9 protein-coding genes and 1 pseudogene are annotated in these 13,110 nt (G+C 71.1%); 5 read left to right on the forward strand and 5 right to left on the reverse strand.

Features of this window, described 5'->3' with window-relative positions; all coding sequences use genetic code 11:
* Positions 1–87: 87 nt before the first annotated feature.
* The 3 genes from ACN28I_RS27005 to ACN28I_RS27015 all read left to right on the forward strand — a co-directional run bounded on the left by ACN28I_RS27005 (position 88) and on the right by ACN28I_RS27015 (position 4,788).
* Positions 88–3,369 carry a GAF domain-containing protein gene (locus ACN28I_RS27005; RefSeq protein ID WP_420944815.1) on the forward strand — a complete coding sequence of 1,094 codons (3,282 nt, stop codon included), beginning with the start codon at positions 88–90 and terminating at the stop codon, positions 3,367–3,369.
* 108 nt (positions 3,370–3,477) lie between these two features.
* Positions 3,478–3,741 (forward strand): DUF378 domain-containing protein, encoded by a 264-nt coding sequence (locus ACN28I_RS27010; protein ID WP_420944816.1) that lies wholly within the window; start codon positions 3,478–3,480, stop codon positions 3,739–3,741.
* Between the two features lie 366 nt (positions 3,742–4,107).
* Entirely contained in the window at positions 4,108–4,788 is a 681-nt protein-coding gene (locus tag ACN28I_RS27015; protein ID WP_420944817.1) for a hypothetical protein, read from the forward strand.
* 15 nt (positions 4,789–4,803) lie between these two features.
* Here the strand turns inward: ACN28I_RS27015 and mtnC are convergent, their stop codons facing one another.
* The 4 genes from mtnC to ACN28I_RS27035 are packed head-to-tail and all read right to left on the reverse strand — an operon-like array spanning position 4,804 to position 8,726.
* Positions 4,804–5,481: an acireductone synthase gene (gene mtnC / locus ACN28I_RS27020; protein WP_420944818.1), complete on the reverse strand. Its 678-nt coding sequence runs from the start codon at positions 5,479–5,481 to the stop codon at positions 4,804–4,806.
* Positions 5,482–5,485: 4 nt separating this feature from the next.
* A complete protein-coding gene (locus tag ACN28I_RS27025; RefSeq protein WP_420944819.1) occupies positions 5,486–6,028 on the reverse strand; it encodes a 1,2-dihydroxy-3-keto-5-methylthiopentene dioxygenase in 543 nt (180 codons plus the stop codon).
* On the reverse strand, positions 6,025–6,645 hold the full coding sequence (locus ACN28I_RS27030; RefSeq protein ID WP_420944820.1) for a methylthioribulose 1-phosphate dehydratase: 621 nt from the start codon (positions 6,643–6,645) through the stop codon (positions 6,025–6,027). Before ACN28I_RS27030 ends, ACN28I_RS27025 begins: the two co-directional genes overlap by 4 nt.
* 59 nt (positions 6,646–6,704) lie before the next feature.
* Positions 6,705–8,726: a S9 family peptidase gene (locus ACN28I_RS27035; protein WP_420944821.1), complete on the reverse strand. Its 2,022-nt coding sequence runs from the start codon at positions 8,724–8,726 to the stop codon at positions 6,705–6,707.
* A gap of 192 nt (positions 8,727–8,918) precedes the next feature.
* Between ACN28I_RS27035 and ACN28I_RS27040 the strand changes: the two are divergent.
* Together ACN28I_RS27040 and ACN28I_RS27045 are read left to right on the forward strand one after the other, a co-directional pair.
* Positions 8,919–9,707, forward strand: a pseudogene (locus ACN28I_RS27040) (PAS domain-containing protein); the annotation flags it as partial.
* 328 nt (positions 9,708–10,035) lie between these two features.
* Entirely contained in the window at positions 10,036–12,204 is a 2,169-nt protein-coding gene (locus ACN28I_RS27045; RefSeq protein WP_420948722.1) for a response regulator, read from the forward strand.
* Here ACN28I_RS27045 and ACN28I_RS27050 read toward each other — a convergent pair.
* Positions 12,199–12,969, reverse strand: coding sequence for a DUF4184 family protein (locus ACN28I_RS27050; protein WP_420944822.1), 771 nt, complete (start codon positions 12,967–12,969; stop codon positions 12,199–12,201). The genes ACN28I_RS27045 and ACN28I_RS27050 overlap by 6 nt on opposite strands.
* Positions 12,970–13,110: the final 141 nt, after the last annotated feature.

The following is a 13,110-nucleotide window of genomic DNA, read 5'->3' on the forward strand; positions in this document are numbered from 1 at the left end:
CCATCCGTCGGGAATCCATCGTTTGCCGGGTAGCGCGCGGGGGAGCCAACCTCATGGAATCTCCGGGGCCCCCGTTTTCGTGCTCACATGCGCCAGCTCAAGCGGATGTCGGAGACCCCGGTGGGAGCTGGAGCCACAAAGGCGCGCACACACGTGGGAGCGCCGGACGCCGAGCGTCTGGCCCTGCTCGCCGACGCATCTCAACAACTCGCCGACGCCGGCCTGGAGCCCACCGCCGTCCTCGAGCGCCTGTGCCAGCTCGTGATGCCCCGGCTGGGCTCGGCCTGCCTCGTGCGGCTGCTGTCCGCGGACGGCCGCTGGCTGGAGTCGGCGGCCTCGGCCCACACGGACGCGTGGCCCCACGAGCTGCTGGAGCGCCTCGTCTTTGGCCCCCGGCGCGCCGGCGACAACCCCTACGCGGGGGTGCTGCGCACCGGCCGCGCCTTGGTCTGCACGGCGGCGGAGCTGGCGGAGCTGCAGCGCCAGATTCCAGCCGGGCACCTGCCCCCCGTGCCCTGTCCCCTCACCGCCCACCTGCTGCTGCTGCCCCTGCGCGCACGCCAGCGCACGCTGGGCACGCTCTCCGTCTACCGCGAGCCGCACGAGCCCCCCTTCGACACCGCCGAGCGGCTGCTGTTGCAGGAGCTGGGAGACCGCGCGGGGCTGGCCCTGGACCTGGCCCACGCCTACGCGTCCGAGCGCCGGGCCCGGCACGCGGCGGAGGTGGCCGCCGCCCGGCTCGAGCGCATGCAGCGCGTCACCGTGGCCCTCAGCGAGGCCCTCACCCCCGCCGAGGTGGTGCGCGTCGTCGTCGAGGAGATGGTCTCCGCCATCGGCGCCAACCGGGCCGCCGCCGTCCTCCCGCTGGCGGACGCGCCCGAGCAGCTCGAGGTGGTGAGCCACCGGGGACTCGCCCCGGAAACCCTGGCGCGCCTGCCCCGCTTCCCCCTCACCACACAGTTGCCCGTGGCCGCGGCGTACCGCACGGGTGAGCCGGTGTGGCTGGAGTCCCGCGAGGCGCTCGGCAGTGCCTTCCCGGAGTCCCTCATCCTGGAGCCGGAGGTGACGCGGGCCGCGGCCGCCCTGCCGCTGCGGGCCCGCGGGCGCACCCTGGGGGCCATCGCCTTCGGCTTCGACGCGCCCAGGCCCTTCAGCGCCGACGAGCGCGGCCTGCTGCTGGACCTGGCACGGCAGAGCGCCCAGGCCCTGGAGCGGGCCTGTCTCTACGAGGCCGCGCAGCAGGCCCGCACCCGCGCCGAGCGCGTCGCCGCGCGCACCGCCCGCCTGCAGACGCTCAACGCCGCCCTCGCCCAGGTGCTCACCGCCCCCCGCGTGGCGGAGGTGGTCATCGACCAGGGCGTGGCCGCCATCGGCGCCCAGCTCGCGGCCCTGTGGCTGGTGGACGACGCCGGCTCCCAGGCCCGGCTGCTGCGCAGCGTGGGACTGCCACCGGAGGTGACCGGGCGGGTGGCCACCCTGCCGCTGGGACATGGCACGCCCCTGGATGACGCCCTCCAGCGGGGCCAGCCGGTGTTGCTCGAGTCACACGAGGAGCTCGTCCGCCGCTACCCCGAAACGGAGCAGCGGATGCGCACGCTGGCCCCGTCCACGCGCCCGCTGGCCACGGCCTGCCTGCCCCTGCAGGTGGATGGGCGCGCCCTGGGCGTGCTCATCTTCGGCTTCCCCGGGGTGCACCACTTCGACGACGACGAGCGCGTCTTCCTCACGCTGCTGGCCCACTACGCCGCCCAGGCCCTCGAGCACGCCCGGCTGTGCGCCCAGGAGCGCACGGCCCGCGAGGCGCTGCACGACGCCCACCACACCCTCCAGGCCATCATCCAGTCCACGCCCACCGCCATCACCCTGCTGGAGCTGGATGGCACGGTGCGCCTGTGGAACCCCGCCGCCGAGCGCATCTTCGGCTGGAAGGCCGAGGAGGTGCTCGGCCGCTTCACCCCCGTGGTGCCCGCGGAAAAGCTGGAGGAGCTGCGCGACAACCTGGCGCGCATCGCCCGGGGCGAGTCCATCCTCGGCCAGGAGACGCGCCGGCACCGCCGCGACGGCACCCCCATCGACGTGTCCATGTGGGCCACCGCGCTGCAGGCGGCCGGCGGCCAGCGGCTGTGCCTCTCGGTGGTGGCGGACATGACCGAGCGCAAGCGCGCTGAGGAGGCCATGCGCTTCCTCGCGGAGGCCGGCACCGTGCTGGCCAGCTCGCTGGAGCACGAGGTGACGCTGGAGCGCGTGGCGAACCTCGCCGTGCCCACGTACGCGGACGGCTGCTACGTGTACCTGCTCGGCGAGGACGGCGCGGTGAGCTGCGTGGCCACGGCCCGGGCCGGAGAGCAGAGGGAGCTGCCCCGCGAGCTGGGGCCGCTGGCACCGGGGGAGTCCGCCGTCTCGCGCGTCATCACCTCGGGGAGGCCGGAGCTGTGCGCGGACCGTGGCGCCCCCCCTCCCGTGCCAGCCGGGGACGTCCTGCTGCCGTGCGAGCAGGCCGCGCGCGCCTACCTGTGCGTGCCGCTGCTGGTGCGCGGCCAGCCCATCGGGGCGCTGTCCTTCGTTTCCTCGCGGCACAGCTATGACGCGCAGCACCTGGCGCTCGCGCAGGAGCTGGCCCGGCACGCCGCCCTGGCCATCGACAACGCCCGCCTCTATCGCGAGGCCCGGGACTCCATCCGCCTGCGCGAGGAATTCCTCTCCATCGCCAGCCACGAGCTGCGCACGCCCATCACCGCCATCCAGTTGCACGTGCAGGAGCTGCTGAGGACGCTCGCGCGCCACCCCGAGGGGATTGCCCCGGAGCGCCTGCGCCGGAGCCTCGAGGTGGCGGACCGGCAGGTGAAGCGGCAGATGCACATGGTGAACGACTTGCTGGACGTGTCGCGGATGGGAGCGGGCCGGCTGGTGCTGCGGCCGGAGCCGGTGGACCTGGCCGTCCTGGTGCGCGAGGTGGCGGAGCGCTTCGAGCAGGAGCTGGCGCGCACGGGCTCGCGCCTCACCGTGGAGGCCCCGGCCCCGGTGACCGGCAGGTGGGACCGGCTGCGGCTGGAGCAGGTGGTGACCAACCTCATCTCCAACGCGGTGAAGTACGGACAGGGCAAGCCCATCGGCCTCACGGTGGAAGCGGCGGACGGTAGCGCCCGGCTGGCCGTGAGTGACGCGGGGCTCGGCATCGCCCCCGAGCACCTGGAGCGCGTCTTCGGCCGCTTCGAGCGCGCCGTCTCCGAGCGCCACTACGGCGGCTTCGGCCTGGGGCTGTGGATTGCCCGGGAGATCATCGAGAGCATGGGCGGCCACATCAGCGTGAGCAGCCAACTGGGCGTGGGCTCCACCTTCCGCGTGGAGCTGCCCCTCGCGCCGGGCTGAGGCGGAAGGCGGCCAGCCGAGCGGGCCCGCGGGAGGCCCCGCCACCGGCGAGACATTCCCGGCCAGAGCTCTCCATCCAAGGCGGACCGATTCTGGAAAGGACGAGCCATGGACGCGAGAACGTCGCTGGGAGTGGGTACCTTCAACAAACTGCTGGCCGTGCTGGTCATCGTCGGCGCCATCACCTGGGGGCTCATCGGTCTGTTCGAGTGGAACCTGGTGGCGGCCCTCTTCGGAGGTGACGCGCGGCCAGAGGAGGCGAGCAGCCTCAGCCAGCTCATCTACATCCTGGTGGGTCTAGCCGGGGTGGCGTTCGCCTTCACCTTCCCGTGGAGGAGCAGGGGCGGCCCCCGCCGGGAAGTCCATTCCTGAAGAGCCTGGGAGTGCCTTCAACCCGGAGAAGGGCTCGAGCGTGAGGCTCGCCCGCGATGCCACGGCGGAGGAGCAGGACTTGCTCAACCGGGCGCGCGCGGAAGCGGGGCTATCGCTGCGCGGGAAACCAGATGGGGCTTGCGCCCCCTAGGGGTATCAGCGATGACGTTCATCTCGCATGGGTCCTTCTCCTCGGTGCTCGAGCCTTGTCTGGCTGGCGCAAGCTACCCTTCTGCTTTCCTGCGGTAGCAGCATGATCCGGCCGGTCCCTAGCCCGCAGCCCGGGGAGCTCCACAAGTTGGCCGACAGCGCAGAGGCACCACTGTGTGCGGGAGGCTGGCAATGAGTCTCGATGTGGACAGGATGGTGGGAGCCATCCGCAAGGCCCAGGAGCACCTCGGTGCCTCACCCGTGGTCGTTGAAGCCCTGCTGCCAGCCTTGAACGTCTCCTACTTTCTGCTCGATGGTCATCGGCACAATTTCGAGGACTACCTCGCCGCCTTCCGCGGCACCGCCCTTCCGGACCTCGGCGCCTTCTCAAACCGGGAGGAGTTCGACGCCTGGTTGAAGACCCACTTCGCGCCTCCTCCCACAGGCATCGTGCATGTCGCGGGGGAGCGCTGCGCCCTCGGCTATGCCCGCGCGAGTGGCCAACCCCTTCTGTTGCGGCTCCCCTCTGTCGAAGACTTGAGAAGACCAGACGGCGTGGAGAAGAAAGAGCAGCTCTGGCTCGCGCTCGACAAAGCGCAGGCCGTGCTCGGTTCCTCACCGGAGGATCTGGAAGGACTCCACTCCGCCGCACTGGCCCTTCACTTCATCCACGAAGCAGGCTGCGCGCGGGATTTCGCGCGGTTCCTGACCCACCTCGATGAGCCGCTGCCTCCCCTCTGCTCCTTCGCCACACGCGATGAGGCGGAAGCATGGTTGAGGAATCACCCGCGTCCTCCGAATGGCGCCACCGTGCAGGTGGGTGAGGAAGTGCTCACCGTGGGTTACCAGCGCGAGCGTGACCAGCGAGTGTTGGTGCACTTCCCCAGCGCCAGGTGAGCCGGAGTGCGTGCCCTACGGGTGCACGTCGTCGAAGCTCCGGGCCACCGGGTGGGGGCCCGGGTCCACCTGGGGGCCCTCGCCCCGGACCAGGCACGCGGTGCGCAGGCCCGCCGCGGCGGCCGCATCCAGCTCCTCCCGCACATCCGAGAGGAAGAGCACCTGCGCCGCGGGCAGCCCCAGTTCCTCCACGATGGCCGCGTAGGAAGCAGCCTCCCGCTTGCCCCCCACGGCCGTGTCGAAGTACCCGTTGAAGAGGGGCGTCAGGTCGCCGAAGCGCGTGTGGCCGAAGAGCAGCGTCTGCGCATGCACCGAGCCCGAGGAATAGACATACAGGCGCAGCCCCCGCTCCTTCCACTCGCGCAGCCGGCGCGGCACGTCCTCGTAGACGTGGCCCTGGAAGTCGCCCTGATGGTAGCCCGCCTCCCACAGCAGCCCCTGCAAACCCTTGAGCGCCCCCAGCTTGCGGTCTTCCTCAATCCACCGCAGCAGCGTGGCCACCAACTGCTCGTCATCCAGCGCCCCACCGGCCATCTGACGGGCCTCGTCCAACAACCGGCGCACCTCGGGCCGCTGCCCGTGCGCGCGCACGAAGCCGGGCAGCTCGCGCGCCGAGTACGGGAAGAGCACCTCCTTCACGAAGGACAGGCTGGAGGTGGTGCCCTCGATGTCGGTGACGATGGCCTGGACCATGGCGTTACTCGAACCGGGGGAAGCGCGAGGCGATGTCGCTGCCCGTGTGGTGGGCCACCCATCCCTCGGTGTGGGTGAAGAGGCGGATGGCCGTGAAGCGCGGCTGGGGCCCCATGTCGAACCAGTGCGGCGTCCCATCCGGCACGCCGATGAGATCCCCCTTCTCGCACAGCACGTTGAAGACGCGGCCCGCCTTGTGGATGGTGAAGAGGCCCTGGCCCTCCACGAAGAAGCGCACCTCGTCCTCGCTGTGCGTGTGCTCCTCGAGGAACTTGTTGCGCAGCGCCGCCTTGTCCGGGTGATCCGGCACCATGCTCAGCACGTCCGCCGTCTTGAAGCCCCGCTCCTGCTTCAGCCGCTCCACCGAGTCCTGGTAGGCCTCCAGAATCTCCGCCTGGCTCGCCCCGGGCTTCAGCGGCTGGCGCGCCTCCCAGCGCTCGAAGCGGATGCCCACCGCGCCCAGCTCGCGCCGGATCGCCTCGAAGTCCCGGGTGTGAACCCGCGCGCGGGACGCATCTCCCTCGTCGAACACCTTCAGCTCGCTCATCGCTTCAGTCTCCTCAACTCCAACTCACACTCGAACAGGAACTCGAACGCCTCGATGTGCCGCCGGGCATCCGCCACCGTGCGTCCCCACGTGTACAGGCCATGGCCCTCGATGAGGTAGCCCTGCAGGCCGGGGTGCTCGCGCATGTACGCCTCCACGCGCCCCGCCAGCCGGGGGATGTCCTGGTCATTGGGGAAGACGGGCACCGTCAGGCTCACCTCGTGCGTCTCCACGCCGGGCAGCGCCTTGAGCACCTCGTAGCCCTCGAGCACCACGCCCCCGGGACTCAGCTTCGACAGCAGCGTGGCCGTGCGCGAGTGCGTGTGCAGCACCGAGCCGATGGACGCCTCGCGCCGGTAGAGCTGCAGGTGCAGCGCCGTCTCCGCCGAGGGCTTGCGGCCCGGGGAGAGCACCTCGCCCTCCAGCCCCATCGCCAGGAAGCCCTCCGCGTCCAGCTCGCCCTTGTGACGGCCGGACGCGGTGATGACGAGGTGGCGCTCATCCAGGCGCGCCGAGAAGTTGCCCGCGGTGGCGGGCACCCAGCCGCGCTCGAAGAAGAGGCGGCCGGCCCGGATCAGCTCCTCGGTCCGGGCCTCGAGGTCCTCAGTACGGAACATGGTGGAGCAGTCTACAGGGACTCCGCCCCGGGAGGATGTCCCTCCCCTCGCCCGCCCTCCTACTTGCCGGCGCCTCCAGGCGTGCCGGCGGGCGCGCCCAGGTGCTTCTCCAGGAAGAGGAAGGTGGCCATGGTGATGGTGTCCCGGTTGGCCTTCTTGCCGAAGCCGTGGCCCTCGTCGAGCGCGAGCAGGTACCAGACGTCCGCGCCCCGGGCCCGCACCGCCTTGACGATCTGCTCCGCCTCGGACTGGGGCACGCGCGGATCATTGGCCCCCTGCTGCACGAAGAGCGCGGCCTTGATGCGGTCCACCGCGTTGAGCGGGGAGATGCGCTCCTGCACCTGGCGCACCTCCGGCTGGCGCTCGTCCCCGTACTCGGCGCGGCGCAGGTCGCGGCGGTAGGCCTGGGTGTTCTGCAGGAAGGTGGGCAGCGAGGAGATGCCCACCACGTCCACCGCGGCGCGAATCCGCTCGGGGAAGAAGGCGGCGCTGGCCAGCACCATGTAGCCGCCATACGAGCCGCCGTACACGCCCACGCGCGAGGCCTCCAGCTCCGGGCGCGAGGCGATGTAGTCCAGCGTGGCGCCGATGTCCGCGAGGCTCTGCTCGCGCTTCACCCCGTCATCCATGGCGCGGAACGCCTTGCCGTAGCCGTCCGAGCCGCGCACGTTGGGCACCAGCACCGCCATGCCCAGCTCCACCGCGAGGAACTGGGTGAAGGTGCTCAGGTACGGGCGGCTCTGCCCCTCGGGGCCCCCGTGGAAGATGATGACCACGGGCACCTTGCCCTTGCGCTCGCGCGGCATGTAGAGGAACGCGGGCACCTCCACGTTGTCCGTGGACTTGTAGCGCACCAGCTCGGGCTCCACGAAGGTGCCCGTGTCCAGGCCGCCCACCTCCGAGCGCGTCCAGCGGGTGCTCTTCTTCGTGCGCAGCTCCAGCAGGTAGGCGTCCGCGGGAGACTTCGACGTGGTGATGGCATAGGCGAGCACGTCCGAGCGGCCCCGGGGGAAGACCATGTTCGCCATCACGCCGCGGGGCACCTCCGCCGGGGTGAGCGAGCCGCGCTTCGTGTCCAGGAGGTACAACCGGCTGTAGCCGTCCTCGTTCACGCTCACGGCGAGCGTCTTGCCGTCCTGCGAGAGCGCGATGCCCTCCACGTTCCAGCGGATGGACTTCGTGAGGGACGGGGGCGCGGTGGTGGAGGGCGCCTTGTCGAGCTCCAGCTTGTAGAGCTCGGAGAAGTCGCTGTAGCGGTCGGTGACGACGTAGACGCTCTTGCCGTCCGGCGTGAAGAGGGCCTCGTCGATGCTGCCCTTGCCCTCCTTCGGGGTGAGCTGGCGGCGCTCGCCCGTCTTCACGTCCACCACGTGCAGGTCCGAGTCATCGGCGGCGCGGAACTGGGTGATGAGCAGCTTGGAGCCATCGCGGGAGAAGTGGCCCGGGTACCAGGTGCCCTCGGCCTCGGTGAGGCGGCGGGCCTGCCTGGGGTTCTCCATGGGCGCCACGTAGACGTCGGTGTCCTTGCCGTTGCGGCCGGTGCCACCGTAGGCGAGCCACTTCCCATCATCCGAGAGCGAGAGCACCTCGTGGCGGCTCTTGCCGTCGGTGAGCAGCTCGGAGCGGCCGTTGCGCCGGTCGAGCCGGTACACCTGGAAGAACTCGCCGCCGCCCACGTCCTGGAGGAAGAAGAGGGTGTTGGGGTCCTTGGGGTGGAAGCGCGCGGTGTTGATGGGCTCGGGCGTGAAGGTGAGCTGGGAGCGGGCGCCCAGGGGCTGCTCCACCACGTGGAGCTGGTTGGTGTCCGCGAAGCGCGTGGAGATGAGCACCTGCTTGCCGTCCTGGCTCACGTCCAGCAGGTTCGCCGAGCGCGACTCGAGGTACTGCAGGACGCGCTTGCGCAGCTCGGGAGGAATCGCGGGCACGCCGCTCGCGAGGAGGTTGGGCTGGCCGGGCAGCGGAGCGGCTCCCTGCACCGTGGTGGGCGCCTGGGCGGCGGGCTTCTGCGCGGGCTGGGCGAGCGCCGCGGGAGCACCCGTCAGCAGCGACACCAGCAGGGGAGTGAGGGTTCGGAGAGTCATGGTGCGCGAACCCTAGCCGTTCACCCATGGCCTCACACCGCTGGGCGACACAACGTTCTTCTCCTGACGGACTGGCGGGGCCGGGGCCCCTGCTCCACGTCAACCAGCGAGCCACGCGCACGCGTGCCCCCTTGCCCCCGGTGCATTGCACGGCAACAGTCCTCGTGACGCCTCGCCGTGCGGCACCGCCCCATGAGCCTTCCCCTGTCAGACAGAGAAAAAGCCCTCGAAGCCGCGGCTGGCCTCGCCGAGCGAAAGAGGGCCGAGGAGCACCTCCAGGAACGGGAGGAACAGCTCCGGCTCGCCCAGGAGGCGGGCGGCGTTGGCCTGTTCACGGTGGAGATCTCCACGGATCTGATGACCGTCACTCCGGAGTTCTGCCGGCTGTATGGCCTGGCGCCCATGGACGTGATGCCCGTGACCGACATCGAGGCCCTCATCCTTCCCGAGGACCGGAACGTCGCCTCCACCACGGTGAGCCGGTCCATGGGGCTCGCGAGGACGACCGTCGAGTATCGCATCCGCCGGCATGACACCGGCGAGCTGCGGTGGATCTCCCGGCGTGCCGAGTTCCTCCGCGATGCCGAGGGCAGGCCCGTCCGGCTCCGCGGTGTCGTCCAGGACGTGACCTCCCGCAGGCTGGCCGAGGATGCGCTCCGCGAAGCCAATGAGCGGGTCCAACTCGCGCTCAACGCGGGCCCCGTGATTGGCACCTGGGCCTGGGACATCCCAGCCGACCGGCTCACGGGCGACGAGCGGCTGGCACGGTCCCTGTCGATCGATCCGGAGCGGGCCGCCCGGGGACTGCCGCTCAGCGTGTTCGCGGAGTGCCTCCACCCCGAGGACAGCGCCAGGGTCCTCCCGCGGATTGCCCGGACGATGGAGTCCGGCGGCCCCTACCGCGCCGAGTACCGCGTCCGGCAGCTCGACGGCTCCTATGTCTGGATTGAAGCGAGCGGCCACTGCGAGCTCAGTGCCGAGGGCAAGCCGCTGCGCTTCCCCGGCGTGATGATCAACATCGATGAGCGGAAGAAGGCGGAGCTGCGCCAATCCGCCCTCGTCGAGCTCGGCGACCGGCTGCGAGACCTGGGCGACACGGCCAGCATCGCGGGCACCGCCATGGAGATCGTCGGGCGCCTCTTCGGTGTGCCGCGCGCCGGCTACGGCACCTTCGATGCGGCCCAGCGGCTCTTCAAGATAGAACGGGACTGGAGGCTCCGGCCCCGGCATCGCCAGCACGGCCGGCCTGCACCGGTTCGAGGGATACGGCGCCCACTACGAAAACCTCGAGCGGGGCGAGACGGTCGCCATCCCGGACGTCGAGAAGGACCCGAGGACCGCCGCGGTCTCCGGCAAGCTGCTGGCTTCCGGTATCCGGGCCCTGCTCAACGTGCCCCTGGTGGAGCAGGGGCGGCTGGCCGCCGTCCTGTTCCTCCATGACACGAAGGTCCGCGGCTGGACCCAGGACGAGCTCGAGCTCACCCGCAACGTCGCCGATCGCATCTGGGCGGCGAGCGAGCGCGTCACCGCGGTGGAGGAGCTGCGGCGGGCCAACGAGACGCTCGAGCAGCGCGTCGAGCAACGCACGCGCGAGCGCGACCGCATCTGGAACGTCTCCCAGGATCTGCTGCTGGTGGCGGACCTCGAGGGCCGCTTCCTCAGCGTCAACCCGGCGTGGACCACGCTGCTCGGCTGGGCCGAGGAAGACCTGCTGGGGAAGACCCCCTCCTGGCTGGAGCACCCCGAAGACCGGGAGAAGACGCGGGCCGAGGTGGCGAAGCTGGCCGCGGGCCACCCGACGCTGCGCTTCGAGAACTCGTTGCGGCACAGGAACGGCACCTACCACCGCCTGTCGTGGACCGCGGTGCCCGAGGACGGCGTGCTCTACGCCGTCGCGCGAGACATCACCGAGCAGCGCCAGACCGAGGAGCTGCTCCGCCAGTCGCAGAAGATGGAAGCCGTGGGCCAGCTCACCGGCGGCGTGGCGCACGACTTCAACAACCTGCTGCAGGTCATCGGCGGCAACCTCCAGCTCCTGCAGCGCGACACGGCCGGCAACCCGCGCGCCCTGAGCCGCTTGCGCGCCGCCATCGGCGCTGTCGACCGGGGCGCCCGGCTCGCCTCCCAGCTCCTCGCGTTCGCGCGCCGCCAGCCGCTCCAGCCCCTCGTCTTCAACCCGGGCCGGCTCGTGCACGGCATGGATGACCTGTTGCGCCGCACCCTGGGCGAGCGCATCGAGATCGAAACCCGCATGCCCAACGGCCTGTGGAACACGTTCGCCGATCCCAACCAGCTCGAGAACGTCCTCCTCAACCTGGCCATCAACGCCCGGGATGCCATGGCGAATGGCGGCAAGCTGGTCATCGAAGCCAGCAACGCCCGGCTGGAGGACAGCGACGCCTGGCTGCACCCGGAGGTGGTGCCCGGCCAGTACGTGCTCCTCACCGTCTCCGATACCGGCTGCGGCATGTCCCCGGAGGTGCTGGAGCGCGTCTTCGAGCCCTTCTTCACCACCAAACCCGAGGGCCGTGGCACGGGGCTCGGCCTGAGCATGGTGTATGGCTTCGTCAAGCAGAGTGGCGGCCACATCCAGCTCTCCAGCGAGGTGGGGGTGGGCACGGCCATCAAGCTCTACCTGCCCCACGCGTTGCAGACCGAGGAGACGGTGCCCACCGAACTCCCCACCGGCCCCGTCGAGGGAGGCACCGAGACGCTCCTGGTGGTGGAGGACAACCCGGAGGTGCGTGCCACCGTGGTGGAGATGCTGACGGAGCTGGGCTACCGCGTGCTCAAGGCCGCCGATGGCCAGAGCGCGCTGGCCATCCTCCGGAGCGGCATCGCCGTGGACCTGTTGTTCACCGACGTGGTGATGCCGGGCCCCGTCCGCGGCGCCGAGCTCGCCCGGCAGGCCCGGGCGCTGTTGCCGGACCTCGAGGTGCTCTTCACCTCCGGCTACACCGAGGATGAGATCGCCAAGGGAGGACGGCTCGACCCGGGCGTCCACCTGCTGAGCAAGCCCCACCGCCGGGAGGACATGGCTCGCAAGGTGCGGCATCTGCTCGACCACCGTCAGCGGCGGACGGCGTCCCCCACGGTACCGGACGCGCCCCGGCGGCAGCGCGTGCTGCTGGTGGAGGATGATGAGGACATCCGCACCTCGGCGTGCGAGCTCCTGGGCCTGCTCGGGCACGACGTGCTGGCCGTGTCGAGCGCGGAAGAGGCCCGCGAGGCCCTGGCGGCCGGCGGCTTCGGCGTGTTGTTCACGGATGTGACGCTGCCGGGCTCGTCGGGCGTGGAGCTGGCGCGGGAGGCGGTGCGGCACAGGCCCGGAATGGGGGTCATCATCGCCTCGGGGCTCGGGAACGCGGCGCTCTCCGGCGGCACTGAGAGACTGGAGGGGGCGGTGATGCTGCCCAAGCCGTATGCCCTGCCGCAGATCCGAAGCGCCCTGGCGCAGGTGGAGCGCCGCCAGTCATGACCGCCCGCGCCACCGGACGAGCGCGCACCCCACGGTGAGCCCCGCGAGCGCCCCCGTCACCGTGGGCCAGAAGGCCCACCAGAGCTGCGCCTCCAGCGCCCCCATGTCCTGGAAGCGGGAGAGCCGCAGCACCAGCCCCACCACGGCCCCGGCCGCCATGGGGAGCAGCACGCGGAGGAAGTCCGCCCAGGAGCCTCCCGCCACGGGCTCCAGGTGCCGGTAGCGGCTCGCCATGTACCCGAGCACGATGAGCGAGCCCACCAGCGAGGAGGCATGCTGGAGGACCCGGGCCAGCGGCAGCTCCCTGCTTCCCACGGGGACGAGGACGTCCGGGTAGAGCACGTCCGCGGGCCACATGCTGGCGTGCGTGAAGCCATCCCAGAGCAGATGCGTGCTGGCGCCGAGCACCAGCGCCGCCACCGTGGCCACCCAGGCGAGCGGCGTTCCCGGCACGCCCTCGGTCCGCGCGAAGCGGCCCCACTGCACGCCCAGCACCTCGGGCAGGGCCCGTTTCAACGCGGGCAGGATGAGCATCTCCAGCCATGCCAGCACCACGAGCCCCACCGGCACGCAGAAGAGGATGAAGCCGGGGAACTCGTGCGCGTAGTCACCGAGCTCGCGCACCGCGTACACGTAGGAGAGATCCGGCGCACAGGCTCCGACGACGAGCGCGGTGGGCAGCACTCCCCTCCGGGACAGCCGGAAGAACGGGAGCACCGCGGCGGCATGGGCTGGCAGGGTGACGGGCACGGTGGACGCCGCCATCCCTAGTCACTCGCGGGCTCGCGGTGAACCCCCGTGTGTCACCGTCGGCTCGCGTGGGGGCCCGAGTGGGGAACTCTGGACACGAGATACCCTCACCCCGACCCTCTCCCGGAGGGCGAGGGAGGGGAGGCGCGGGTGGGG

The organism is Archangium gephyra, from assembly GCF_049060025.1.
GTDB classification, from domain to species: domain Bacteria; phylum Myxococcota; class Myxococcia; order Myxococcales; family Myxococcaceae; genus Archangium; species Archangium gephyra_A.

Excerpts from the sequence above, each read along its gene's own strand:
- ACN28I_RS27025 (WP_420944819.1), bottom strand. The coding sequence starts at position 6,028 with ATGAGCGAGCTGAAGGTGTTCGACGAGGGAGATGCGTCCCGCGCGCGG.
- ACN28I_RS27035 (WP_420944821.1), bottom strand. The coding sequence starts at position 8,726 with ATGACTCTCCGAACCCTCACTCCCCTGCTGGTGTCGCTGCTGACGGGT.
- mtnC (WP_420944818.1), bottom strand. The coding sequence starts at position 5,481 with ATGGTCCAGGCCATCGTCACCGACATCGAGGGCACCACCTCCAGCCTG.
- ACN28I_RS27030 (WP_420944820.1), bottom strand. The coding sequence starts at position 6,645 with ATGTTCCGTACTGAGGACCTCGAGGCCCGGACCGAGGAGCTGATCCGG.
- ACN28I_RS27050 (WP_420944822.1), bottom strand. The coding sequence starts at position 12,969 with ATGGCGGCGTCCACCGTGCCCGTCACCCTGCCAGCCCATGCCGCCGCG.
- ACN28I_RS27005 (WP_420944815.1), top strand. The coding sequence starts at position 88 with ATGCGCCAGCTCAAGCGGATGTCGGAGACCCCGGTGGGAGCTGGAGCC.
- ACN28I_RS27010 (WP_420944816.1), top strand. The coding sequence starts at position 3,478 with ATGGACGCGAGAACGTCGCTGGGAGTGGGTACCTTCAACAAACTGCTG.